This window comes from Neobacillus thermocopriae (genome assembly GCF_010975035.1).
GTDB classification, from domain to species: Bacteria; Bacillota; Bacilli; order Bacillales; family Cytobacillaceae; genus Neobacillus; species Neobacillus thermocopriae.
In genome coordinates this window covers 45,064-71,865 of record NZ_JAAIUV010000002.1, presented here as the reverse complement: position 1 = coordinate 71,865, position 26,802 = coordinate 45,064, and the positions used below count along the sequence as shown (strand labels likewise).

Below are 26,802 nucleotides of genomic sequence, written 5' to 3'. Positions count from 1 at the left end.
GAAAAAATAAAATGTTCATCGGAAGAATTGAATTTAGAACATTTTATCACTCTTCTATATGTTGATCTTCCACGCCTTTGTATCTAACCAAAATAACATCTTGCCCAATTTTGATGATGTTTTTCCATGGAATGATAATCTCTTCATCTTTCCCAAAAAAGCCAAGAACTTTACTGGTTCCTGAAATGACGATTGCTTCGATTTTTCCAGTTGTTAAATTAATCTCAATATCCCCAATGTTACCTAACCTTTTTCCATCAAATACATTAACGACATCTTTAATTTGAAACTCAGAGATTGTGACCACAGATACCACTCCCTGTAACATGTTCTATAAAAAATATATGTACGTATCCAACTAAATAGTATAAGGGGAAATCCATTAGAAAAAAGCAAGCGCTAGTTAGCGATGTTGTGTATTTACCTTAGTTACATCCTTGAAATAAAAATAAGCTGTCCAATTGGACAGCTGTTAACTTTGTATATTTTTATTCATTTGTCTAATTGCTGCTTTTTCGAGTCGGGAAACTTGTGCTTGGGAGATACCAATTTCATCGGCAACCTCCATTTGGGTTTTCCCTTGGAAAAACCGTTTCCTTAAAATTAATTTTTCGCGCTCATTCAATCTTCGCATCCCCTCTTTTAAAGCGATTTCTTCGATCCAATGTACATCTTTATTTTTTTCATCGCTCAATTGATCCATTACATAAATAGGATCTCCACCATCATTATAAATAGGCTCAAATAGGGATACAGGATCTTGTATGGCATCCAGCGCAAACACAATTTCTTCATGAGGTACTTCCAAAACTTTGGCAATTTCCTCAGCAGTAGGTTCACGTGAAGTTTCACTCATCAATTTTTCCCTTACTTGCAAAGCTTTATAAGCAATGTCTCTTAGGGAGCGGGATACACGAATAGGATTATTGTCACGTAAATACCTTCTAATTTCACCTATAATCATAGGCACCGCATAAGTTGAAAACTTTACATTCTGACTTAAATCAAAATTATCAATCGATTTCATCAGTCCAATACAGCCAACCTGAAACAAGTCATCAACAAACTCGCCCCTGTTATTAAACCGTTGAATGACACTCAATACAAGGCGTAAATTCCCATTTACCAACTTTTCTCTTGCATTAAGGTCTCCTTCTTGCATTTGCTTAAAAAGTACTCTCATTTCTTCGTTCTTAAGAACAGGAAGTTTTGATGTGTCTACACCGCATATTTCAACTTTATTTCGAGTCAATTCTTTTCCCTCCTCGAGAGAGCTGCTGTACAAAAAACAGTATCTCCTTGGGAAGGAAAAATATGCACCTATCCTTTTTTTCAGAGATAGGTGCATATTATCAGAAATGCGATGATAACAATAAAATCAATGGTTTTTTTGTGGAAAAAATTTTCTTTTTTCTTCTAAACCATTTTATTAAACTCTTTTCTTAATCTTTTGATTATTCGTTTTTCTAATCTAGAAATATAGGACTGTGATATCCCTAGCATATCAGCAACATCCTTTTGCGTTTTTTCCTCACCGTTTGATAGACCGAAACGTAGCTCCATAATTTGTTTCTCTCGATCCGTAAGCTGATGGAGTGCTTTTGTTAATAGCTTCCGATCTACATTGGCTTCTAAATCCTTTGTAATAATATCATCTTCTGTCCCTAACACATCAGACAGCAAAAGTTCATTTCCATCCCAATCAATGTTTAGCGGCTCATCAAATGAGACTTCTGATCTAATTTTATTATTTCGCCTTAAGTACATAAGTATCTCATTTTCAATACATCTAGATGCATATGTAGCCAATTTGATCTTTTTTTCGGGATTAAAGGTGTTAACAGCCTTAATTAAACCAATAGTGCCAATGCTAATTAAATCCTCAATATTGATTCCTGTATTCTCAAACTTACGTGCAATATACACGACAAGCCGCAAGTTTCTTTCAATTAATATTGATCTTGCCGCTTTATCACCAGCAGGAAGTTTTTGTAGGAGCATTTCTTCTTCTTCTTTGCTTAAAGGAGGTGGCAGGGCTTCGCTTCCACCAATATAAAATACTTCATCGGTTTTAAGACCTAACTTCATTAATAGTTTATACCAATAGTAGGATAAGCGAAGTTTCCATTTTTTCATTTGTATTCCTCCTTCTAAAATTTTGCTTTTATGAGTATAGTATTATTAGCTTACCTTCACTGATTCTCCTTGCAACCTTTGTCCTGTCAACATCTTCGGATGAACAATACACTCATATGTATCATCAGCAGAGAGCTGTTGCATAGTGAAGGATATAAGCCCTTTTTCACACAGATACCCAATTCCATCATGTTTAATGATGATACGGTCTGGTTTTATCGCGATGATCAGCTGGTGATTATGACCAACAACTTTATAAGGAATAACCCTCATCCTGGATTCCCATTCATTAGGAAATTGGATGTTTCCATTAATAAGAGGTTCAGGAGAAGATGCCAATTTTTGTATAGGTTCAGAAACAGCATCTATTTGATTTTTTATAGAAACAATCATAACTGGAAGCTTTGAAATTGGATCATATAACTGATTTCCGCTATCAATTAAGCCCTTAAATGTAAGAAGTTCATTTTCAATTTCAATACTTACTTCTACTAACTGGTCATACTTAATCTTTGTCATTTCCATACTTTCTATATTTTTCCTAGAAAAATGCCATGCAATTGGAAATCCGATCAGTACGAACCCCCAACTAATTGGATCACCAAATCCTCTTACACTTGCCATAAGTACTTTTGTCGTTAAAACAGAGTCATATTGAATAAAATAGTGAATACCGATTAATGCACCACCAATGATGAAAGTCGAGACATAAAAAGTCATTAAAGCTTTGATAAAAAACGAAACTCGCTTAAATCCGAAAACAGTTAATATCATTAACACGGAAAATAATAGCTTTGAAATCGGATGCCCAAAATAAACTTGAAATGAAGTAAATGATAATAAAATAATTAGCGAACCAATAAATCCCCCTATTAGAATACGCCAAATCCGTATGTCCCTTTTTAGAAATATACCGGTTAAGTAGAGAAGTAGACTATCAAATAAAAAATTTAGAGCCCAAATTACATCTAAATAAACCGTCAACTAGTTTCCCCCTTTATAATAAGGCTCTTCATGGTTCTACTTTCTGTTACGGAAAAGTATACCTTAGTTGATCGGCTGAAGTGTGTCACTTTCTGTAATCAAAAAAACAGAAATTTTCTCTATTTACAATAGAATTTGTCAAAAATTTTCCATTCTAATATTGCGTTAGTATAATGGCCTCCCCTCGTATCACATCCTTCCAACTTTTGGTCCAACGTATTTAATCTACCGTAACTCTTTTGTAATGCGCTCTAACTGAGAAATAGGAACGATGCATTAATGGAAAAGGTGTGAAATTGACTCCTTATCGGGGCGCTTGATCTTTCCCCTTCTTTAAAGGTAAATATCCTTTCTATTCTTATAAATAAAAAAACATGGTCTATTTTGACCATGTTTTATGTAATTCGCTTTTATATTATTTTATCGTCTTCTATTTCGGTTGCGTAGGAACGTAGGGATATCTAATGTATCCTCTTGGAAAGTGGTGCTAGTATTGTTTCGAACCGGTTCTTGTTGTACTTGAGGAGTCTCTTCCCGCTTCACTTCTCTCTTGACATTTCCAATTGGAGATTTAATTTGTCCAAATGTCGGGCGAGTTGTTTTCGGCTGAATGACATCCTCATTAAAGCCCGTAGCAATAACTGTTACGATAATCTCATCTTTTAGATTTTCATTGATAACAGAACCAAAAATCATATTTACTTCCTGATCGGTTGCAGTTGCCACAATATCGGCAGCTTCTTGTACCTCATATAAACTCAAGTTGGAGCCGCCAGTAATATTCATTAGAACCCCTTGAGCACCATCAATAGAAGTTTCTAATAGTGGTGAATTAATAGCTTTCTTTGCCGCTTCAGCAGCACGATTTTCACCAGATGCAACACCAATTCCCATTAATGCTGATCCTTTATTTGACATAATCGTTTTTACGTCAGCAAAGTCTAAGTTAATTAAACCTGGGGTAGCAATTAAGTCTGAAATACCCTGAACACCTTGACGCAGCACATTATCCGCTTCACGGAACGCCTCAAGCATAGGAGTACTCTTGTCTACAATTTCAAGAAGTCGATCATTAGGGATTACGATGAGTGTATCAACAGCTTCTTTCATTGCACTGATTCCACCGGAAGCTTGAGTGGAACGTTTTTTTCCCTCAAATGTAAATGGACGTGTCACCACACCAACAGTTAAGGCACCCAAATCCCGTGCAATTTGTGCAATGACTGGTGCAGCTCCAGTACCTGTACCACCGCCCATTCCGGCTGTTACAAATACCATGTCCGCCCCACGTAATGCTTCCTCTATTTGTTCCTTGCTTTCTTCCGCTGCTTTTTTACCTACTTCTGGATTCGCACCCGCTCCTAACCCTCTAGTAAGCTTAGCTCCAATTTGCATTTTGACTTCAGCTTTTGAAAGGTTTAATGCTTGTGCATCTGTATTTACAGCGATAAATTCAACACCTTGAACCCCATGCTCGATCATTCGGTTTACTGCGTTATTGCCGCCTCCGCCAACCCCGATTACTTTAATGGTTGCAAGAGAATCTAAATTTGTATCAAATTCTAACATGAAAAATCCTCCTAATTCGTCGATATTCCTATTCGGCCCTGCCGCTTATTCGAAAAAGTATCCAAGGAATTTTTTTACCTTTGATGACATTTTTTCTTCTGGATTCTTTTCTACTTTTGTTTTTTGCTGCTGTTGTTTTGGAACTTTCTTTTCGATTGGCTCAGAAACAGCTGATTGGGATTTTGGAATACCACCTGGTAATCTAGCATTCTTATATGCATATTTAATCAAGCCAACCGCTGTTGTATATTGAGGTTCTCTTACACCAATATAATCCGGACGGGCAATACGTACGGGGTTTTTAAATAAATCCTGTGCAAGCTCCAAAACACCTTGCATGTTGGCAGTTCCACCTGTCAAAACGAAGCCGCCTGGGAGGTCAATCACGCCTAAACGTTTTAATTCCTTCGCTATTAATTCAAATATTTCTTCCATTCTAGCTTCTATTATTTCTGATACATATAACTGATTGAATTGTTGATGCTGGTCGCTTCCAATAATCGGAACACTGAAATATTCATCCTCTGAAGCATGATCATAGAAAGCATGTCCATATTTCAATTTAATATGTTCAGCATCCTCAGTAGAAGTATGCAGGACTTTCGATAAGTCGTTCGTAATAAGATCGCCGCCAACAGGGATCACACTCGTTGCCTTTAAATATCCCTCTTCAAATACTGCAACAGTTGTAGATCCTCCACCGATATCAACTAATGCAACTCCTAAATTCTTTTCATCCTTTGAGAGAGCATAATCTCCAGCTGCCAATGGCTGAAGAATAATATCGGAGAAATTTAATCCGGCGCGTTCTACACAACGAATAATATTAGCCAACACTGTATTTGATCCTGTTACAAGTGTGCCATCCATTTCTAAACGGACACCAATCATTCCACGAGGATCATTGATTTCATCTTTACCATCCAAAATAAATTGTTTTTGGATCACACCCATATTTACTCGTTCTGGCGGAATCGAACCCGCATAAGCGGCCTCAATCACTCGGGTCACATCTTCATTTGTTATCTCCCGATTGTGACCAGATACGGCCACAATTCCATGGCATGGCTGTAGCATAATATTATGGCCAGGGATTCCAACTACTACTTCACGTATCTCCATCCCTACCATTCTCTCTGCCTGTTCAATCGCCCTTTTAATAGAATGAACGGTGTCGTCCATATCGACAATCGACCCTTTACGTAAACCTTCAGATTTTACATTACCTACTCCAATTATATTTAATGTGCCTTTTCCCGAGTCATTGACCATTTCACCAATGATTACTTTTACACTGGATGTACCGATGTCAAGGCTAACAAATATTTCATTGCTGTTCATTCTTTGGCACCTCCTTTAGTTTTCCTATATGTCGAACAACAATTGATTTTTGTTCAATTAAAATATCCCTATTAATATCTTATAAAATTATTCGTCATAACTAAATGATTCCCTTTAAAAATTTTCAACTTTTTTCTAATTTTTCTTTGTTTGATGCCCATTTTGTCAATAATATTCGCCGTATTACAGCAATATTTTGAAACAACCTTACACCAAATGCAAAAACTGCCGCTAAGTACAAGTCTACACCAATATGTACACCGAGAAAAGCTAAACTTGCAGCTAGAATTATATTAAAAAAGAATCCAGAAACAAATACTTTTTCATCATAAATATTTTGCAAATTAGCCCTAATTCCCCCGAATAATGTATCAAGGGCTGCTAGTACAGCAATTGACAAATAATTAGAATATTCGGCAGGAATTCGAATTTCTGTCAATAGTCCTATAATTATACCAACAATGAGTCCTAATATTGGTAGCCACACTATGAACCTCCCCCTTCTTTCACCGGCTCCATAAACCGAATTCTTATTGGATTTTCATAGGCAGGCACAGTTATAGAAGGAGATGGTGTTAAAACATTTAATCTAAAACCCTCAATAAAGAACTCATCCCTTGATTTTGAAACTTGCAAATTATTATATAACTTTTCTGCACCTTCCATATCATTAACAACAACTTTTACTTCAATAGGGAGACTTTTGATTGAGTGCCCATCAATTTTCGTTTCAGATTGTATCTCCCTTATTACTGTTGTATTAATGATTCTTTGTCCATCAATGGATACATACTTTGCTTGATACATGTTTAATTCATTCAATAAACGTCTCAGCAATTCTGACGGCACCGTATGTTTTGTTTCACTTCCAATCCCAGGGTCCTCCAAAACTGGTTCAATGACTAGCGTTATTCCTGCTCCTGTAATTTCGGTCAACCCCACTTCAATCTTCAATTCCTGAAGGGTATCTCTTAAGGTCTTTTCTTTACTTTGCTCACGACTAGATTCATAGGCAGCTAATTTTTCTTCATTTGAACGGATTTCCGCAATTAAGTTGGCTTGTATCTCTTTTTCTTTTAATAATGCTTCTCGCAACTGCCAAATATCTCTTGTGTCTCTTTCTTCAGGCTTTTTTACGGTTTGGAATTGAATTGCAAGCATAAAACCTAAGATCACTGCAATCAAAGTAAAACTTAGTCTTGATTTTAGCCTGTCCACTTTATCACCTAACCTTATCCATTCATCAAGATGTGGACATTAAACTAGTCATTAGCTTCCCAAAACAGGGGGTAGTATAATCTCATTTTCCTTTTCCATTGTGAAAATGAGATTATCGTTAACCAACTGGTCCTTCACTCCACCTGTTAGATTAATAGCTGATTCCAGTACTTCTTGATCCCCAATAGCAGTTATCACAAATGGGGCAGGGTGCTGAACTCCATCAACTGTTATCACTGGTCCATTACATACAATGTAGGATTGACTTGTTAACCTCTGCCCATTTATCGCAACTGCGGCTGCTCCAGATATGTACAACTCATTGATGACTTTAAATACATGATGCTCGTGAACAAGATAATTATTAATATTTTCTTCATTCGGATCATAGGCACCATCAGAAAGTGTGATTTTTATCCCTTTTCCTTTTACCTTTACCTTTCCTAAGAACATCCGCAATTTTTCTGTATCCTCAGCAATATTTGAATAGATTTGGGCTTGTTTCGCAAGTTCTCTTTCATTTTCTTGAACCATTTCTTGTTTTTTCTTTAATTCTTTTTGGAGTTTTAAGTTAATTTCTTCTTGAGCAATTAACTGATTACGTAAAGAAAGAGTTTTTTCATATTGAGTATCAGAAAGGTTTGGTTTTTCATTATTCATTTTCAACTGAGTTATATGAAAGGAAAAAGAAATAATAAACCCAAGAACTAGGCAAACAAGTGATAAAATAACGTGGCTACCCTTCACCTTTATTATTTTCAACTTCTTGATCCTCCACTTCCTTTTCAAAAGCCTTAAAAAATGAGCCTACTTCCAAATCAATAATGCCTTTTTTATTTGGATCTAATTGGCTGACAATAGAAGGATAGTGAATCATTTTTTCAGAAAAAGATCTTAACGTAGCACTCACCTCAAAACCATCATTCATGTATAGGGATATATGATATTTATCGGTTTTTTTCGGAGTATAATGAATTTCAGAGATGGAGTTAAGGATTTCAGTAGGGAGGGTATCTAATCCTTTTATCATTTCATCGAGAACCTTTCCCTCTTTAAATTGAATTAAAATCGGGGAAGTATTAGGAATTATTTCCGTTTTTTTATTCGATAAAATTTTTCCATTCTCCATCACAGGAATATATTTATTTTCCCTCTTTAAATAAGCAATTCTTCGATGCTCTTTTACTTCGATGGCCACTGTGTTTGGCCATTTGATCTTTACATTTGCATCTTTAATCTCAGATAATTTCTTAAGCTTGGATGAAACTTTCTTTTTTCTCACATCCCATATATTCGACCCAATTGAAAGCCCACTTGCTTTAATAATTTCATCAGTCGTATAGACAACATTCCCTTTTATTGAAATAGTTTTAATATGGCTTAACGGAGATTGAGTATATGCTACTGCAGCAATCATAGTAAAAAATAAGGATAATAGGATGATAAGCCGTTTATTTGCTTTCTTCCTTCTTTGCTCCTTTAACTTAGGAATACGGTCCTCTAATGCTACAATTTTCCCTTTATCCATTACAAATTCCTCCACCTAAGTAAAGTGGTGCAAAATATACCAATCTATAATTTGTCCAAAATAATTATTCTCTCGACCATGAAAAGAGAAACAACGGCACGAAAAATCATGCCGTCATTCTCCTTCTTGAGACTTTCCAAGTTTAAGTTAAAAAAATTATAACACAATATTTGACATTCGTAAGACATTTATTAATAGAAATTCAAGGTAAAGTATTACAGAATTATACTTTCTCTCGTTCCATGCACAGTGAGCCGTTTATTTTATTTTCTCCCGATTATTTCGACCTCGGTTTCCATTTTAATCTGGTACAAATTGTAGATGGTGTCTTTCACATGCTGGATTAAAGCTAATACATCTTCTGCAGTAGCATTACCTGCGTTAACAATAAAATTCCCGTGCATTTCTGAAATTTTTGCTCCTCCAATACTAAAACCCTTTAGTCCAGCATTTTCAATTAATTTACCTGCATAATTTGGCAATGGGTTTCTAAAAATACTTCCGGCACATGGATAATTCCAAGGCTGCGTTTCTTTACGATAGTCCTTATTTTTTTGCATTTGATTTACAATTGTTGTTCTATCTCCCTCAGTTAATTGGAAGATGGCTTCAACAACAATACCCGGACGTTTGTTTTGAAGGATGGATGTTCGATAAGAAAATTCCATTTCTTCATTTGATAACCACTCCATTGTCCCATCCTCAAAAAGAATATGAGCTTTTTTCAAAATTTTACTGATGTCAGAACCATGTGCTCCAGCATTCATATAAACAGCGCCACCCACTGATCCTGGTATTCCGCTAGCAAATTCAAGACCAGAGAGACCCTTTTTACTTATTAATGTAGATAAGCTCACAAGCGAATGCCCGCCACCTACTCTAATTTCTGATCCGTTTATCTCAAGATGATCAAGTCCTTTTCCTAGCTTAATAACAATTCCTTCAATCCCTTTATCGGATACTAATAAATTGGAGCCTCTACCGATTGCCCGCCATTTGAGCTTATGTTTATTTATAAAATCCATTAGTTTTATTAAATTTTCAATGGATGATGGCTCGATAAATATATCTGCCGGCCCACCAATTTTGATTGTGGTATGATGGGCAAGCAATTCATTTTCTTTTATTTTTCCAATGTTTAATTCTTGAAGATTTGTCAATAATTCTTTCATATACTCCACCTAACTTTCAAACATACATAATTTAGTTTATGCAAAATATTTATTTGGGCTACCTTTGATTTTCCCGAATTAGTTCGCAAACCAATTTATAAAAACGTTCAGCTGCGTCAGGAACACCAATTTTTAACGATTTTTCTTTCATGTCTTTTAATGTTTCTTTGTTTAATAGAATTCGGTCAATATTGGAGATTAAACTTATACTAGTCAAATCTTTTTCTAATAAAACATGAGCAGCTCCATGTTCACTAAGTGATTTTGCATTTTTTTCTTGATGATTATTAGTTACATAAGGACTAGGAATTAATATACTTGGTATCCCTAAGGAAGTAATCTCCGCTAGTGTCGTCGCTCCCGCTCTGGAAACAACTAAATCAACCCCAGCAAGAACCTCGGGCATATTATGAATAAATGGCTTTATAATTACATTTTTAGGACTGCCGATTAGTTCTGCTTCTTTCTTGACATCTTCATAATGTATATCACCTGTAACGTACAGGACTTGGTATGGTTTCCCTGCCAACTCGGAAAGTGATTTAACAACTGCTTCATTGATTGGTCTTGCACCACGGCTGCCACCAAAGATTAAAACGGCGGGCATAACTGTACTCAGTCCCACCGAAAGCCTTCCTTTTATACCATCTTTTTCTGCTACCTCTGAGGCTCTTGGATTCCCTGTAAAAACTACTTTTTCTTTCGGAAAAAACTCTTTCGCCTCTGGAAAACAAATCGCAATCTTATTCACATAACGGCTTAAAAATTTATTGGTAAGTCCTGGTATACTGTTTTGTTCATGAATAATGGTGGGAATTCCTAGTTTTGAAGCAGCATAAACAACAGGACCGCAAACATAACCTCCAGTTCCGATGACAATATCAGGTTTGAAGTCTTTTAGAATTCTTTTGCTATCCCTTACACCTTTGATGAAGCGAAAGATCGTTTTAAAATTATCTAAAGTAAATTTTCTTTTAAATCCTGTAATATGAATGGATTGAAACGAAATATTTTCACGTGGGACAATATTACTTTCTAAACCATTTTTTGTTCCTATGTATAAAAAAGAGGCATTTTTATTTTTTTTATATATTTCTCGTATCAGTGCAAGTGCCGGATATATATGCCCGCCTGTCCCTCCGCCGCTAACAACGATCCTCATTCTTTTCACCTCATTAAAGTTGCTACACACATTCTACTACAAAAATGTTATGAAGTAAGCTAATGATAAAAGAATGTTATGTATTTGTAATCATTATAGTTGATGACGAGTGTTTTACTTCTCCTCTATCAAAAAATCGCAAGCACCATACTCAGCGGCTTAAGGCCTTCTCCCAAAAGCGATCACTTTTGGTGTGAATACAATTGCTGCCTCAACCTTCCTTAAGTAACTCTTCATATCAGAAAATGGAATAATATGAAGAGTAGAAGGCAATTCAATGTTGACTTATCTTAAGGCATCTCGCCGTTAGGGCGCTTACGATAGACTCTTTTTAAAGTCATTTATACTTTCTTATCTTACAAAAAGACCCTGTTAGAAAACAGGGCTTACATCAATATCTTGAATAACGACTAATGTTGAGGAGAACGCCAATCGCCATTAACATTAATGTTAAAGAGGATCCACCATAACTTAGGAATGGAAGGGTAATTCCCGTAACAGGCATTAGCCCTGTTACTACTCCGATATTAATCATTACCTGGATCGCTACCATGGCGATGATTCCTACTGCTAGAAAACTGCCAAATAAATCAGGTGCCCCTAAGGCAATGCGAATTCCCCGCCATAGCAACAATGCAAACAATAGAATGATAAATGAGCCACCAATAAATCCAAGCTCTTCAGAGAGAATTGCAAAAATAAAATCAGTTTGTGGTTCAGGTAAATAGAAAAACTTTTGTCTGCTTTCACCGAGTCCTAGTCCAAATAAACCACCAGGTCCAATGGCATATAATGATTGAATAATTTGAAATCCACTTCCTAGCGGATCTGACCAAGGATCCAAAAACGATGTGATACGTTTGATTCGATATGGAGCAGAAGCAATTAGCCCGATAAACCCGGCTACACCCAATAATCCTAAAAACACAAAATGACTTACTCGTGCACCAGCAATGAAAATCATCACAACACAAGTTCCCATCATTACCGTACCCGTACCGAGGTCAGGCTGCAACATAATCATTGCAAATGCCAAAAAGGCAAGACCTAAAGATGGAACAAGTCCCTTTGTAAAGGATGTAATCAGTTTTTGTCGTTCTGAGAGAAACTTAGCCAAGAAAGCAATCATTGCAAGTTTCATAAATTCAGAAGGCTGAATAGAAAAGGCTCCCACTCCAATCCAGCTCCGAGAACCGTTTCTGACATTTCCAATACCAGGTATTAATACCAAAATTAACAACACAAAACAAACAATTAAAAGGACTTTTGACCATCTACGCCAGGTCCAATAGTTAATATTCATAATAAAAAACATAGCTACTATACCGACTCCTGCAAACAGAGTCTGTCTTTTGGCGAAGAAAAATGAATCCGAAAATTTATATTCAGCCCATATTGCACTTGCACTATACACCATGATTAATCCTACAGCCAGCAGTGTGAATGTTACAATCATTAGAATAAAATCAGGAGTCGTTCTCTTTGTCGGCACCACTATACACCTCAACTACGAGTTTTGGGGCTAAGGTGAAATTAGTTTAATCGCCGGCTTCTGCTCCCTTGTTTGGGTGCTTCCGCTTTTCATGTACAAGCCCCTAATTAAGCTTATGCACCGCATCGATAAAAATGTCTCCTCTGACTTCAAAAGATTTGTATTGATCCCAGCTTGCGCATGCAGGAGATAACAAAATAACATCTCCTGGTTCAGAGAAACTATATGCAACAGGTACAGCCATGTCAACATTATCGACATGCCTAATCATTTTTATTCCTGCTTGTTCCCCTACAGATTTTAATTTATTAGCGGTTTGGCCAAAAGTAACTAACGCCTTTACATTCTTTAAATATGGTATAAGCTCATCAAAATCATTTCCACGATCTAAACCACCTGCTAGTAAAATAACAGGTCTGTTAAAAGCTTGAAGTGCATTTATCGTTGCTAAAGTATTAGTGGCTTTCGAGTCATTATAAAATTTCCTTCCGTTTACTTCGGCTACATATTGTAAACGGTGTCTTACACCACTAAATGTTTGAAGTACTTCCTGTATCGCCTCATTTTCTACACCAGAAAGTTTTGCTGCAGCCATGGCTGAAAGGATATTTTCTAGGTTGTGGCGGCCAGGTAATGCTATTTTCTCAATCTCTATTATCTGTTCTTCATTAAAGTAAATCCATCCATTTTTTATGTAGGCACCTTTTTCTAATTCATTTGTTGTAGAAAAAGGGATCGTAATAGCTTTGGATCTTCGGGCAATTTCTCTTGTTTCATGCTGATCTGCATTATAAATCAAATATTCACAATCCGTTTGATTTTTAGTGATGTTTGCCTTGGCTTCTATATATTCTTTTTTAGTACCATGATAATCTAGATGGGCATCATAAATATTTGTGATAATGGCAATCTTTGGATTAAATGTGTTAATCCCCATTAATTGAAAGGAGGATAATTCAATAACAATCCAATTATCATTTGTTGCTTCCTGTGCTACACCAGAGGCAACTGTCCCGATATTTCCAGCTATTAATGGATTTTTATTTCCTCGCTTTAACATTTCAAAAACTAGTGTCGTTGTCGTAGTTTTGCCATTTGTTCCTGTAATGCCGATAAATGGAGCTTCTGAAATTTCGTAAGCCAACTCCACCTCAGTTATAACAGGAATTCCCCTTTCAATAGCACCTTGAATCATTGGATTGCTATAAGGAATACCTGGATTTTTTACAATGAGTTCAAAACCTTCATCAAGAAGTTCGACTGGATGCTCTCCACAAATTACTTTTATCCCTTGCTCAAGCAGTCCCTGAGCTTCCGGATTCTCAGAAAATGGCTTTTTATCATTGACGGTAACGAATGCTCCTAACTTATGTAATAAAGAGGCTGCCGTAACCCCGCTTTTCGCTAACCCCAGCACAAGAATCTTTTTATGAACATACGAATTAATCTGTTTCAATTACATCCACACCTCAATATAGATTCCAAGAATCGCAAATAATAAACCTACACTCCAGAAGGTAACGACCACTCTCCATTCAGACCAGCCACTCAATTCATAATGGTGATGTAATGGACTCATTTTAAAAATCCTTTTTCCTGTCGTTTTAAATGATGCAACCTGAAGGATAACTGATAATGTTTCAATAACAAACACTCCACCAATGATCAGCAATAAAATTTCCAATTTAGTTAGAATGGATATAGCTGCAATGGCACCTCCCAACGCCAATGAACCGGTATCTCCCATAAAAACTTTAGCTGGGTGAGCATTAAACACTAAGAATCCAAGAACTGCACCAACAATTGCAACGGAAAAAATCGCAATTTCCATTTGCGATTGGTTCCAAGCTAAGACGGCAAATGCACCGAATGCAATGGCTGCGGTGCCTGATACCAAACCGTCCAGTCCATCTGTAAGATTTACTGCATTAGAAAATCCGACAAGCCAGAAGATAATGAAAAAGACAAATAGCCAGCCTAAATCAATAGTAGTATCCGTAATTGGAATGCTTATTTCTGTAGTAAATCCATTTTGTTTATAAACTAAATAAAAGATTACCGATATGATAATCTGTCCCAAAAGCTTTTGTTTCGAAGTTAACCCAAGATTTCGTTTCATGACTACTTTGATAAAATCATCTAAAAATCCTAGTAGTCCAAATCCAACCGTTACTAGAAGTAGCAAATACGTTTTAACCGTAGGCTCGGAAAATTTCCCTGTCATTACTACAGTTGTAATAATAATAGAGAATAAAATCATAATTCCGCCCATTGTCGGTGTTCCCGATTTTTTTTGATGGGATTTCGGTCCCTCTTCACGAATGCTTTGTCCAAATTTCAACCTTCTTAAGAAGGGAATAAAAATGGGAGAAAGCAATACAGATATTAGAAATGCCATAATGATTGTGAAAAAGATAACCTGCTCCAACATTTTATCCCCTCCTCTTAGTATTGTTTTGTTGTAATTCTTTTATCTTATTTAACATTACAGCAATATCATATGTTTCATTATTTTTATTAAGAAGTTTTTTATTTAAAAAGTTAAAGTTTGTTATTTCCATCTGCTTATTTGTTTCTCCATTTAATTTTTCGATATAACATTGCAAAAGTCTAGCTATTGTATCTGTTAGGTTATTTGTAAAGAATACTGGAAAATGGTTCGGGGTATAGGAAGGCAACTTTTTTTCCGAGTCCCATATGGTAGCAATTGCCCCATGTGTAATAGCTTCAGCCAATTCTCCTGAGTCCTCATTAATTGGAATAAATAATCCTTTTGGCTGGTTCACATTTGCCATGTCTGTTACTGTTTGAAAGAAAAAATCACCCTGTACCCCTTGTTTCTTTGAAACGATATTAGCCAAATCATTGTATGCCAACAGCATTCTTATCTCTCCTTAATGGCTTCGCGTGCAACAATCCGGTCATCAAATTCATAGACTTCATTTCCGATCTGTTGATAAGTCTCATGCCCTTTACCGGCTATTAATATTACATCACCGGAAGATGCCTGGTTCACAGCATACACAATAGCTTCCTTTCGGTCAGGAATAATCTTGTAAGAAGAATATCCAGCTACCCCCGCTTCCATATCTTTTAATATGGCAATTGGATCCTCACTTCTAGGATTATCTGATGTGAAAATTGGATGTGTTGCATATCGACAGGCTATTTCTGCCATAAGCGGACGCTTGGTTCGATCTCTGTCTCCACCACAACCAACGACTACAAAAATCTTTTTCTGGGCAAATTGCCGGATCGTTTTCAATACATTTTCAAGGCTGTCTGGAGTATGGGCATAGTCAACGATAACTGTAAAATCCTGCCCTGCTTGAACAAGTTCAAACCTTCCTGCCACTCCTTTAAGACTTTCAAGCGAATGAATAATTTGTCTGATTGGTATTCCGAAAACAAGTGCAGCTGTGAAGCTTGCCAGCACATTATAAACACTAAATTTTCCAATTAATTGAATATGTATTGGGTATCGGTTCTCCCCAATTACAATTTCAAATTTTGTTCCGGTTGATGTCATTTGGATATTTTGTGCTTGAATATCAGCCTCTGTATCAATCCCATATGTTACAACATGTGCAGCAGTAGCACTTCGAAACATTTCTGATGCCGGATCATCCGCATTTAATACAGCAAATTTTGGATTTTGGTGATGGAAAGTGTTGCCTAGTTGTGCAAATAATAAACTCTTCGCTCGTTTATATTCTTCCATCGTTTTATGATAATCTAAATGATCTTGTGTGAGATTGGTGAACACGGCAACATCAAAATCACAACCATGTACTCTCCCTAAATCTAATGCATGGGAAGATACCTCCATTACCGCAGTCTCCACACCTTCTCCTACCATCTGATGAAAGGTTTTCTGCAGTGTAAGACTTTCAGGTGTTGTATTTTTCGATTCAAATGTCTTATCTCCAATCTTTGTATACATCGTTCCAATTAATCCTGTTTTACAACCGCGATCTGCAAAAATTTTTTCGATCATGTGACTGGTTGTGGTTTTCCCATTTGTACCCGTAATCCCTATTAATTTTAATTTCTTTGTCGGTTGTCCATAAAATGCATCAGCCAGGACCGCCATCGCTCTTTTCGTATCTTTTACGATAATAACCGGCACTTCAAGAGGAAGCGGCCGTTCTGCCAAAACAGCCGCTGCTCCATTTTTCACAGCTAAAGCTGCAAAATCATGTCCGTCCACCGTATATCCTTTAATACAGATAAATAAGCTTCCTTTTTGTACTTTCCGATTATCATTTTCAATTGATGTAATTTCAAGATCTTCACCTTGATATGGTGTTAGTAGATGTAAATTCTCTAGTAGTTTTTTCAACCTCATGTTAATCTCAATTCCTCTCATAACCTTGCATCTACTCTCATAAGCATTACCTTGGGCTACCAATGACAGTTTCACCTTATTTTACATGAAATTTATTATTTTTTCTATTTTGTTATTAAATAATAGGTAAAAGTGAGGAGAATAATAACTTGTAGCAATAGGAAATGATAAGCTTCCCCTACTTTATTCTCCCTTATCAAAATAAAGTCGTATTTTTGAGCCCTCCTTAACTTTTGTACCTGGTTCAGGTGATTGACTTACAACGACATCACCATCACCACTTGCATCAATTTGAAGGTTAATTAACTGTTCTTGAAGTTCTTGTTTTGTCATCCCTACAAAATTAGGAAGGACAATTGGCGGAGTGTCTGGCCATTTTATTTCTTTCTCAATTTGTTCCTTTCTTGGCTCAACTCCTAATGCACTCAAACCATCCTTCATGATGTTACCAACAATCGGTGCACTAATGGTACCCCCAAATGCCCTAACTCCCTTTGGATTGTCAACCGCAACATAAACGACAATTTGCGGATCATCAGCTGGGGCAAAACCAATAAATGAAACGATGAAGTTATTTTCTAAATATTTTCCACCTTTAGCTTTTTGAGCTGTTCCAGTTTTTCCTCCGACACGGTATGAATCAACGAAAGCTTTAGTTCCTGTACCTTGGGCAACTACGCTTTCAAGTGCATGTCGAATTTTTTTAGATGTTTCCTCGGAAATGACCCTTCTTTTTTCAACCGGGGTATTTCTCATTACAACCTCTTTCGTAACTGGATCAATTAATTCTTTTGCGATAAAAGGCTTGTATAAAATACCACCATTAATAGCTGCTGAAACTGCAGCAACTTGTTGAATCGGTGTAACCGAAACACCTTGTCCGAATGCCGTAGTGGCCAATTCCACAGGACCTACACGATTTAAATTAAATAATATCCCGGTACCTTCTCCTTGTAAATCAATACCTGTTTTTTCCCCAAATCCGAAATCCTTTATATATTTAAAAAGCTTTTCCTTTCCTAATCTTTGACCAAGTTCTACGAAACCCGGGTTACAAGAGTTTTGAACTACTTCTAAAAATGTCTGGCTACCGTGTCCTCCCCTTTTCCAACATTTCAATCTTGCTCCGGCTACTTCCACAGAACCATGATCATGAAAATGCTCCTTTTCAAGATTAACCTTCCCTTCCTCTAATGCAGCCGCCAAAGTAATAATTTTAAACGTAGAACCAGGTTCATAAGTCATCCATACAGGCAAATTCCGATTATATACCTCTTGAGGAACATTTCTGAAATTAGCAGGATCAAATGATGGCCGGCTTGACATCGCTAATATTTCGCCATTATTAGGGTTCATTGCAATGGCAATGATACCGTCAGGGTTATATTGTGCTTCAGCGATATCTAATTCTCTTTCAACAATGGTCTGGATTTTCGAATCAATTGTAAGCTTTAAATCTAAACCCTTCACCGGCTTCTCATAATCGTCCGCCATATCATTCATTCTTTCCCCTTTGGCATTGGCATAAAATTTGACTGAACCTCGTTCACCATTTAACTCTTTATCATAATATTTTTCTAATCCCATTAGTCCTTGGTTGTCCACTCCGACAAAACCAAGCACGTGAGACAAATAACTGCCATAAGGGTAATGTCTCTTAGAATCTTCACCAATGTATACACCATCAAGTCCGAGTGACCTGATTTCCTTTGCTTTTTCATGGGAAATTTTTCTTCCTTCTTTTATTCGCACTATATTTTCTTTCTTTGTAATATCTCGATAAGCTTTTTCCTTAGAATAATTGAGAACACTAGCAAGCTTTTCTGCTGTTGCAGCAGGATCTTTTATTTGCCTAGGTATCACATAAACAGTGGGGGCACTAATATTTGTTGCCAGCGGAACTCCATTTCGATCAACAATTTCTCCCCGTTCGGGTTCAAAGGGAATATTTCGGCTCCACGAATCCTTTGCACGCGCGGTCAACATATCTCCTAGATAAAACTGTACATACCCGAGCCGAACATCAATAATGAAGAAAATAGCCATTCCAACGAAAAGTGCGATTAATAATCTTTTTCGGACTGTTACATTTGAAACGCGCATAATAACATTGAGCCTCCTTTACAGTATCGTTCATTTATATGCATGTACAATACTGAATAGAACGGAAGGCCGTCCGGTTTTTGGTCGTGAAAAAGAGGCCGCATAAAGTCAGCCTCAGTTAGGTTAATCTTGTACTTTTTCTTTTTTATTTTCCTCTTCACTTTCTTGTTCGTCATTAGAATTTAATTCTTCTTGCCATTGTTCTTCAGGAGTTTTTAATTCAACGATCAGATAATCACCCTTACGAATTTGGCTTTGTGGTTTCACATTTTGCTGAACCACGTACCCTTTTCCCTTTGAATGGAGTTTCATGCCTGTTAAATTCGCAACCTTCATAACGTCTCTTAGTGACCAGCCAGTCATGTCAGGTGCAGTCAATTCACCATTTGTTTGGATTACTACCTTTTCACCTTCAAGAATGGCTGTTCCAGGCTCTGGCTGTTGACCAATTACTTTCTCTCCCTCCCCAAGAACAACTACTTCGATATCCTTATCTTTTAAGTTCTTTACTGTTTTCTCTACCTGTTTTCCAACTATATTTGGTAATTCATAAACATCGGCTTTATCAACCGTTGACGGTTTTATATTTAAATAATGTAGACTATTTTGCATCACCGGTTTAAATACTGCCGAAACAGGAATAGCACCAATTCCAGTGTCAGCTCCCTCCAATTGAGGTTGCTGAACGGCTACATAAACTATTAATCTTGGATTCTCTTTTGGAGCCATACCCAAAAAAGAAAAAATATAGTTGTTGGCCCCTCTCAAATACTTCCCATCCGGACCAGGGATATTGGCTGTGCCTGTTTTTCCAGCTACACTATAGCCTTCAATTTGGTAACGAGTACCTGTTCCTTTTGGTGAGGTCACCACTGTTTCAAGATAATCACGAACTTTCTTGGCAGTATCAGCAGAAATGGGAGTTGAAACTACTTCTGGTTCCATTTCTTTAATCGTTTCTCCCGTATCATGATTAACGATTCTTTTCACGATTTGTGGCTTCATCATCTTTCCATTATTGGCAATAGCAGTTGCTGCTTGAATCTGTTGGATAGGCGTAATGGCAGTCCCTTGGCCATAAGCTGTTGTGATTTTTTCAATTGGATAATGATACTGGATTTTCCCCGTAGCCTCATTAGGTAAGTCAATACCTGTAGGTTTATCAAACCCAAATTTCGTTAAATATTCTCGTAATTTGTCAAATCCTAATTTTTCATTAGCGATTTTAGCAAACGCAACATTAGAGGATCGTTGAACCCCCTCAAGATAGGTAATGCTTCCCCAGCCTGAACCATTATGGTCATGGATAGCCTTATCTTTTTCCGTTACCCGATAAGAACCAGATTCGTAGTATTCATCAGGATTAAACACTTTTTCCTCGACAGCTGCAGCAAGCGTAAAAATTTTCATTGTCGAACCAGGTTCAAATGAGGTTTCAATTGCTTCATTATGCCAACCTTTCGCAATTCCCTCTCTAGTTTTCGGATGAAAAGAAGGCCTTTGACCCATTGCTAATATTTCCCCTGTTTTTGCGTCAGCTACAACCCCAATAATTTTTTTTGGTTTATAATCCTTTGCCACTTTTTCCATTGCATCTTCAAGGAACGTTTGAATCTTTTTGTCTATTGTTAAATATACATCATGACCATTTTTTGCAGGTATTACTTTTTCTTTTCCATTTGGAAGAATATATCCCCATAGATCACTCTCGTAAGTAATTTTTCCATTTTCACCAGTTAATTCTTTATTCAGGGATTTTTCAATCCCCATTTTTCCAACTTCTTTATTCGTTTCCTGATTTCGATCTACATAGCCAACCACGTGTGATGCAAAAATTCCATTTGGATAAAACCGCTTTGAATCTCGAATAAAAGTAATGCCAGGAAGTTTTAAAGCCTCAATTTTATTCTTGGTTTCATGGGAGATATCTTTTCCTGCTTTTCCGAACTCAACTTGAAATCTTCCTTTTTTTATCCCTTTAGTCAATATTTCATAAATTGCCGATTCATCCATTTTTATTATTTTGGCAAGTTCCTGTGCTGTTTTTTCAGGATTTACCACATGTTTCGGTTTCTTTGGGTCTGTAGTCATTTTCTTGTCCAATATTGCGACCAATGTATAGGATGTAGTATCCTCTGCAACTACCTCCCCATTTCGATCAAAAATAATTCCTCTAGTAGAAGGAAGAACCCCTACCCGGCTATATTTTTGCTGGGCTTTTGCTGCAAGTTGCTGTCCTGCTACTTCACCAGTTATTTGAATCGAAAAATACCGGACTACTAAGACAAAAAAGAGCAGGCCGAATATTACAAACAATATCGCTGCTCCTACATTCATATTTGGTTGTTTTTTGTTCATTGTTCCTGCACTACCTTGACGTTATTTTCATGGATAACGAGACCAAGTTCTTTAGCCTTTTGATAAATCCGTTCGTACGTACTTAATTCACTTACTTGAACTTTTAAGTCTCCATTAACCTTTTGTTGTTCCTTTACAGTTGCTTCAATTTTTTGAATTTGTTTATTCATTTCATAAATTTTTGTTTGATTTGAAATGAGATGTACAGACCCAAAACAAACTAATCCAGCAAATGCAATTCCAATTATTTTCTCCCCTGGAGTAAGCCAGGATTTTTTTATTTTTATTTGTTTCCTCGCTTGACCTTTTTTTTCAGCATGAAGCTGTTGCTGTGTGTAGTTCCTGGCAAGATTACTCATCTTCTCCCCTCCGGCCTTTTATTTTATATTTTTTCGGCAATTCGCAGTTTTGCCGACCTTGCACGATTGTTATGTTCCACTTCTTCTTCCGATGGAAGAATCGGTTTACGAGTTATTATTTTTAAAGTGGGCTTGTACTCATCTGGTAGAATTGGTAGCCCAGGAGGCAAGTTTGGTGTTTCAGCTGATTTTTTGAAAGTTGATTTACAAATCCTATCCTCTAATGAATGAAAGGTAATAACACTTATTCTGCCGCCGGGGTTCAACATATCAATGGCTTGATTTAATGATTTTTCAAAAACAGCTAATTCATCATTTACTGCAATTCTAACAGCTTGAAAAATTCTCTTCGCTGGATGTCCTCCCTTTCTTCTTGCAGGCGCAGGGATCGCTTCTTTAATTAAATCAACTAATTCTCCAGTTGTTTGAATAGGCTTAACAGTTCTTGCCGATTCAATTTTCCGAGCAATCTGTTTGGAAAATTTTTCTTCCCCATATTGAAAAAAGATACGAACTAGTTCTTCATATTTCCAATGGTTAATAACGTCATATGCAGAAATTTGCGCATCTTTATCCATTCTCATATCTAATGGGGCATCATGATGATAGCTGAAACCTCTTTCAGGCGTATCTAGTTGTGGAGATGAAACTCCAAGATCATATAAAACACCATCTACCTTTTCAATGCCGCGTTTTTCTAGCTCTTCCTTCAAAAACAAAAAATTACTTTTAATAATGACTAATTGCTCACCATATTCTGATAGCTTTTCTCTTGCATGCGCTATTGCTGTCTCATCCTGGTCAAATGCAAATAATTTTCCCTTGTCCCCAAGCTTTGATAATATTCTAGAGCTATGTCCTGCTCCACCAAGGGTACAATCTACATAAATACCATTTGGCTTAATATTAAGACCTTCTACAGCTTCTTCTAATAACACAGTTGTATGTTTAAACATGTAAGTACCACCTTTTCCAATCAATCGAAATTTATTCACCATACAGAAAATATATTAATATAACTTATCCATTATATATCAAAGCCAATCATATTTTCTGCAATTTCCGCAAAAGATTCTTCTGATTCTGCAAAATAATCTTCCCAAATCTGTTTGCTCCAAATTTCAATTCGATTGGAAACACCTAAAATCACACACTCTTTTTCTAATTTCGCATATTGCAAAAGTGGTGTCGGGATATTAATTCTTCCTTGCTTATCCAGCTCACTTTCTGTTGCTCCAGAAAAGAAGAATCTTGTAAAGGCACGGGCATCTTTCTTTGTCAGAGGTAAACCTTTAAGCTTTTCTTCAATCAGCTTCCACTCTGACAACGGGTAACCAAATAAACATTGATCCAATCCCCTAGTAAGAATGAACATCTCACCAAGTTCATCACGAAATTTAGAGGGCACAATCAAACGGCCTTTTGAATCAATGTTATGATGGTATTCCCCCATGAACATACCCTCTACCCCCACTTTCTATAAAAACTGTACCACATTCCCCCACTTTCCACCACCATTTTAATAAACTATTCGGTCATAACAGCAAAAAATCCTCCTTTTTTCTTAAAAAATTTCTCCCCCTATTAAAAAAGTATGAACAGAACTATTAAACAGTTGTCCAAATGATAATTAGAATAATAGTTAAAACAAATTACTATCAAAACCTATGTAAGTCGACTTAAATCCCTTATCCGCTCACGATAATAGAAAGCTTCCTGGTCAGCGGAGTATAACCTATTCCCAAAAGCTAATTCTTTTGATTGTGACATGTATCGTTGTGAAGCATTACATTATGTCGCTTTTCACCCTAATTACAGGAAACATGATGAGACAAAAGAAATTTGATTTAGACTGGTCATAAGTCTCATCACCGCTCATAATTACGCTAGACAACTTTCTATTACGAAAATAGGAATTAAAAAATGCCCTCCGAAAGTTTAATTTTTACTCAAACTTCCGAAGGGCATTGCTTAACTATTAAAAATTTATATTTTTACTACTTTGTGACTTCCGTCAAAATTAAAGGAAAGGAGCATTAAATCCTTTACAAAATCCATTCCATATTGATTTAGGTAATAAAATATATTCCATATTCGTTCCTGTGGATATCCATCCGGACGAAGTGCGAGATTAACACGGGCATATTTTTTTAATTGATCATCATGTTTACGTTTAACAGATTCGTTCATTTTCATTTGTAGAAAATGTAATTCTTTCAATACATTTGATTCATTTTTCTTTAAAAGTGGAATGAGTCCCCGATCCAATTCAAACGTTTTTGTCTCAAGTAAACGGTATTGTTTAATCACCTGATTGATCGTAACTGTAAATAAATCATCTATTTCCTTGTCTTTAATAGTATCTAAAAACTGTTCTATTTCTTTTTCAGTTCCACTTTGAAGAACGTCAGAAAGATTTAAATTAAGCTCCCTGATATCCGACTCAATACCACGTTCCAAAATTGTGATATTTAAACGTGGGACAATGGGAGGCATTTTGATTCCAAAATGTTCAAAAACAAGCTTTAATTCTGCCCAATAAGAAATTTCTCCCGGACCAGCAATAAAGGCTAAGGTAGGAAACAACCATTCTTGCATTAAGGGTCGAGTTACCACATTATTACTTAATATCTCCGGGTTGTTTACGGCAATCTCCAACAATTCCTCTTTTGAAAAAGAAACTCTTCCACTTTTCCCCACAAATTGATGAGTATCTCGATTGTACTCTAATAAGATACGTTCATTTCGTATCGTATCATAATAAAATAAATTTGCAGCATTTTCATTGGATTCAATTGTAACCGGAAACCCTTTATCTATTATTTGTTTTTGCTGCTCCAATAGAGAAAACGTTATAGCTTCGTGCTGATTAATTTGTTTTTTCAAAAATTCGGTTTGCAATTTTCGGAAATGGCTATCACCAGAATCCACAACTAACAAACCAAAATCTTTAAAGAGTTCCATTATAATTTTTGCAAAAAAATCAACAAAAGTATTGGAACGGTTAATTTGCTCTTCCGCAAATGCAATTAATTTATTAGTATGTTCCGTTTCTCCAAAATTCTCAATTAATTTTTTCACCCACTCCAAACAAACATCTTTGTTTAATTGGATTTTAGAAACCATTTTTTTTTGAAGAACTTTTTCTGGATAGGTCCATTTAACAGCATTTACTTCACTTTGGACAAAAACATGATTTACTTCTTGAAAGTCATGATCCTCTCCAGCAATCCAAAAAACAGGAACGACGGGTACCCCAAGTAGCTTCTCCTTTTGTTCAGCCAACTTAATGATTGATATGATTTTATGTATGGAATAAAGCGGTCCCGTCAAAATTCCAGCCTGCTGTCCTCCAATCACCACAACACTATCCTCTTGCTTTAATTTATTTATTGACCGTTTAACGGCTGTTGAGATTGGAAGATCTGACATAAAGTTTTCAATGTAATCTGCAAGATCTTTACGAGGAAACTTCCGATTTTTTAGCTCTTTCAATCGATTATTATCCTCATTTAAATCATTATAAAGATAGTGAAAAAAAGGCCGGACCACTTCAGATTGTTCCAAATAATGAGAAGCAAACCGATTTACAGCCGGCAAAGAGAGATTGAGAATCTCCATCCACGTACTTCCTTTCTGAATACCCGATTTCATTCTTATAAGAGTATACCACTCCTTAGCCTATATAAAAAAATATCTGCCTATGAAAACGTAAATGTTAACGCACGAAGAATTAGACCATAGAGCGTTAATGTAATATAAGCAATTGTAAAAAGTAGAAAGTTAAAACGCCAAATTCCTTTTGTTACCTTTGTTAATATGATTTCTTCTTTAATCCTCCAGTGGACAATGACAAAAACAATAGCAATCATAATGATAACCAATAATATTAACCAGATAAATGATTTTCCCCATATCGTATTCATTAAAAAATAAACTGAAATGATAAATAATATAGTTGTATAATCAATGGCAATATGAAAGGACTTTTTGTGATTTTTAGTCCAAATTTTACTCATAAAGAAAACCAGAAAAAAACCGACAAATGGCATAATAAATAAAATCGTTAATAAAAAATTTAGGATTGTACTCACAAATGATCTCCCCTTTCATCCTGTTCTTTCCCTTTAATCAAATAATATATAATTTCAATTTGGGGAGTATGCTTTTTCTGTTTAGCTGCCTCATCTAATAAATACCCTAAAATAGCCTCGATTTCTGTTAATCGACCAGCTTCTATATCTTTGAGCATAGATGAGCGATTATTAGCAGTATTTTGGCAAATTTTAAGAACTTGTTCCAAATATATCTCCTGATTTTCTAAGCCTAATATATTACATATTTCAAGAAATAGATTAACTAACACTTTATAATAATACTGATTTTGTATCAATGCACCGTTTTTCACTCCAAGAATGGCGGTTAACGGATTAATAACTGCATTGACAATTAATTTATTCACCATCATTTCACGATAATCCTTTTTAACCAAGATTGGAAATTCTTTAGGGGTAAGATCTGAAAAATGACGGAGAGGCTCTATTTTACCCTTTAAAACAGCTGCATTGGTAATTCCTACACCATTATGATAAACGACATTAGAACCTTCTTTTAAGGCACCATGTTCGACCGTTCCTACAAATAAATTTTTTGCTGGAATATTTTCTAACCATTTTAAATGCCCCATCCCATTTTGTAGGAACAAGAAATTTTCACAAACCATACTTTGGAATCTTATAGTTTCAATAATGGATTGTAATTGATACTGTTTTACAGCAATAATTGTAAAATCATCTAAACCCGCCCATTCTCTAACCGGACAAGCATTTACAATGGCTATTGATTGTTCTGATCCTTTTTTAATTAAAATTCCGTATTGATTAATATCTGCTGCTTGTTCGACAGTTCTAGTATATAGATTCACCTCAAAAGTTTTACTGAGGTAAGATGCAAATAACAATCCTATTGAACCAGCACCAATTATTCCAATTTTCATTATAAACCCTACTTTACAAACGAATTTCTATCCGTA

General features: G+C 36.1%; 25 protein-coding genes. All 25 read right to left on the bottom strand.

Going from position 1 to position 26,802, the window contains the following annotated elements; translation table 11 throughout:
* Window positions 1-46: 46 nt before the first annotated feature.
* The 25 genes from G4Z05_RS01745 to G4Z05_RS01625 all read right to left on the bottom strand — a co-directional run bounded on the left by G4Z05_RS01745 (window position 47) and on the right by G4Z05_RS01625 (window position 26,766).
* Window positions 47-307 (bottom strand): YlmC/YmxH family sporulation protein, encoded by a 261-nt coding sequence (locus G4Z05_RS01745; RefSeq protein ID WP_038540921.1) that lies wholly within the window; start codon window positions 305-307, stop codon window positions 47-49.
* A gap of 165 nt (window positions 308-472) precedes the next feature.
* Window positions 473-1,252 carry an RNA polymerase sporulation sigma factor SigG gene (gene sigG / locus G4Z05_RS01740; RefSeq protein ID WP_163182882.1) on the bottom strand — a complete coding sequence of 260 codons (780 nt, stop codon included), beginning with the start codon at window positions 1,250-1,252 and terminating at the stop codon, window positions 473-475.
* A 164-nt stretch (window positions 1,253-1,416) separates the two neighbouring features.
* Complete coding sequence (sigE, locus tag G4Z05_RS01735; RefSeq protein ID WP_163250188.1) at window positions 1,417-2,136, bottom strand: RNA polymerase sporulation sigma factor SigE; 720 nt, start codon at window positions 2,134-2,136, stop codon at window positions 1,417-1,419.
* A 45-nt stretch (window positions 2,137-2,181) separates the two neighbouring features.
* Window positions 2,182-3,120, bottom strand: a complete 939-nt coding sequence (gene spoIIGA, locus G4Z05_RS01730; protein ID WP_163250187.1) for a sigma-E processing peptidase SpoIIGA — start codon at window positions 3,118-3,120, stop codon at window positions 2,182-2,184.
* Window positions 3,121-3,540: 420 nt separating this feature from the next.
* Complete coding sequence (gene ftsZ, locus G4Z05_RS01725; RefSeq protein ID WP_038540903.1) at window positions 3,541-4,689, bottom strand: cell division protein FtsZ; 1,149 nt, start codon at window positions 4,687-4,689, stop codon at window positions 3,541-3,543.
* Window positions 4,690-4,734: 45 nt separating this feature from the next.
* Window positions 4,735-6,030 carry a cell division protein FtsA gene (gene ftsA, locus G4Z05_RS01720; RefSeq protein ID WP_163250186.1) on the bottom strand — a complete coding sequence of 432 codons (1,296 nt, stop codon included), beginning with the start codon at window positions 6,028-6,030 and terminating at the stop codon, window positions 4,735-4,737.
* A gap of 124 nt (window positions 6,031-6,154) precedes the next feature.
* Window positions 6,155-6,517 (bottom strand): small basic family protein, encoded by a 363-nt coding sequence (locus G4Z05_RS01715; protein ID WP_038540898.1) that lies wholly within the window; start codon window positions 6,515-6,517, stop codon window positions 6,155-6,157.
* A complete protein-coding gene (locus G4Z05_RS01710) occupies window positions 6,517-7,248 on the bottom strand; it encodes a DUF881 domain-containing protein (RefSeq protein ID WP_163250185.1) in 732 nt (243 codons plus the stop codon). Before G4Z05_RS01710 ends, G4Z05_RS01715 begins: the two co-directional genes overlap by 1 nt.
* A gap of 51 nt (window positions 7,249-7,299) precedes the next feature.
* Complete coding sequence (locus G4Z05_RS01705; RefSeq protein WP_205597396.1) at window positions 7,300-8,010, bottom strand: DUF881 domain-containing protein; 711 nt, start codon at window positions 8,008-8,010, stop codon at window positions 7,300-7,302.
* Entirely contained in the window at window positions 7,985-8,776 is a 792-nt protein-coding gene (locus G4Z05_RS01700) for a cell division protein FtsQ/DivIB (protein ID WP_163250184.1), read from the bottom strand. Before G4Z05_RS01700 ends, G4Z05_RS01705 begins: the two co-directional genes overlap by 26 nt.
* Before the next feature lie 263 nt (window positions 8,777-9,039).
* Window positions 9,040-9,948 carry a UDP-N-acetylmuramate dehydrogenase gene (murB, locus tag G4Z05_RS01695; RefSeq protein WP_038540886.1) on the bottom strand — a complete coding sequence of 303 codons (909 nt, stop codon included), beginning with the start codon at window positions 9,946-9,948 and terminating at the stop codon, window positions 9,040-9,042.
* A gap of 58 nt (window positions 9,949-10,006) precedes the next feature.
* Window positions 10,007-11,110, bottom strand: coding sequence for an undecaprenyldiphospho-muramoylpentapeptide beta-N-acetylglucosaminyltransferase (gene murG, locus G4Z05_RS01690; RefSeq protein ID WP_163250183.1), 1,104 nt, complete (start codon window positions 11,108-11,110; stop codon window positions 10,007-10,009).
* A 391-nt stretch (window positions 11,111-11,501) separates the two neighbouring features.
* Window positions 11,502-12,602: a stage V sporulation protein E gene (gene spoVE, locus G4Z05_RS01685; protein ID WP_038540880.1), complete on the bottom strand. Its 1,101-nt coding sequence runs from the start codon at window positions 12,600-12,602 to the stop codon at window positions 11,502-11,504.
* Window positions 12,603-12,705: 103 nt separating this feature from the next.
* Entirely contained in the window at window positions 12,706-14,058 is a 1,353-nt protein-coding gene (gene murD / locus G4Z05_RS01680; RefSeq protein WP_163250182.1) for a UDP-N-acetylmuramoyl-L-alanine--D-glutamate ligase, read from the bottom strand.
* The gene (gene mraY / locus G4Z05_RS01675) at window positions 14,059-15,033 is read right to left on the bottom strand and encodes a phospho-N-acetylmuramoyl-pentapeptide-transferase (protein ID WP_163250181.1); all 975 of its coding nucleotides are present in this window, start codon (window positions 15,031-15,033) and stop codon (window positions 14,059-14,061) included.
* A 1-nt stretch (window position 15,034) separates the two neighbouring features.
* Entirely contained in the window at window positions 15,035-15,484 is a 450-nt protein-coding gene (locus G4Z05_RS01670; RefSeq protein ID WP_163250180.1) for a hypothetical protein, read from the bottom strand.
* 2 nt (window positions 15,485-15,486) lie between these two features.
* Window positions 15,487-16,950 (bottom strand): UDP-N-acetylmuramoyl-L-alanyl-D-glutamate--2,6-diaminopimelate ligase, encoded by a 1,464-nt coding sequence (locus tag G4Z05_RS01665; RefSeq protein WP_163250179.1) that lies wholly within the window; start codon window positions 16,948-16,950, stop codon window positions 15,487-15,489.
* Between the two features lie 183 nt (window positions 16,951-17,133).
* Window positions 17,134-19,053, bottom strand: coding sequence for a stage V sporulation protein D (locus G4Z05_RS01660; protein WP_163250178.1), 1,920 nt, complete (start codon window positions 19,051-19,053; stop codon window positions 17,134-17,136).
* 123 nt (window positions 19,054-19,176) lie between these two features.
* Window positions 19,177-21,411, bottom strand: coding sequence for a penicillin-binding protein (locus tag G4Z05_RS01655; protein ID WP_163250177.1), 2,235 nt, complete (start codon window positions 21,409-21,411; stop codon window positions 19,177-19,179).
* Window positions 21,408-21,770, bottom strand: a complete 363-nt coding sequence (gene ftsL / locus G4Z05_RS01650; protein WP_163250176.1) for a cell division protein FtsL — start codon at window positions 21,768-21,770, stop codon at window positions 21,408-21,410. Before ftsL ends, G4Z05_RS01655 begins: the two co-directional genes overlap by 4 nt.
* A 23-nt stretch (window positions 21,771-21,793) precedes the next feature.
* The gene (rsmH, locus tag G4Z05_RS01645) at window positions 21,794-22,726 is read right to left on the bottom strand and encodes a 16S rRNA (cytosine(1402)-N(4))-methyltransferase RsmH (protein WP_163250175.1); all 933 of its coding nucleotides are present in this window, start codon (window positions 22,724-22,726) and stop codon (window positions 21,794-21,796) included.
* 71 nt (window positions 22,727-22,797) lie between these two features.
* Window positions 22,798-23,229 (bottom strand): division/cell wall cluster transcriptional repressor MraZ, encoded by a 432-nt coding sequence (gene mraZ, locus G4Z05_RS01640; RefSeq protein ID WP_163183379.1) that lies wholly within the window; start codon window positions 23,227-23,229, stop codon window positions 22,798-22,800.
* 527 nt (window positions 23,230-23,756) lie between these two features.
* The gene (gene bshC / locus G4Z05_RS01635; protein WP_163250174.1) at window positions 23,757-25,391 is read right to left on the bottom strand and encodes a bacillithiol biosynthesis cysteine-adding enzyme BshC; all 1,635 of its coding nucleotides are present in this window, start codon (window positions 25,389-25,391) and stop codon (window positions 23,757-23,759) included.
* An 80-nt stretch (window positions 25,392-25,471) separates the two neighbouring features.
* Window positions 25,472-25,864, bottom strand: coding sequence for a DUF3397 domain-containing protein (locus tag G4Z05_RS01630; protein WP_163250173.1), 393 nt, complete (start codon window positions 25,862-25,864; stop codon window positions 25,472-25,474).
* Window positions 25,861-26,766 (bottom strand): 2-dehydropantoate 2-reductase, encoded by a 906-nt coding sequence (locus G4Z05_RS01625; RefSeq protein ID WP_163250172.1) that lies wholly within the window; start codon window positions 26,764-26,766, stop codon window positions 25,861-25,863. The genes G4Z05_RS01630 and G4Z05_RS01625 overlap by 4 nt, the downstream gene beginning before the upstream one ends.
* Between the last annotated feature and the right edge of the window lie 36 nt (window positions 26,767-26,802).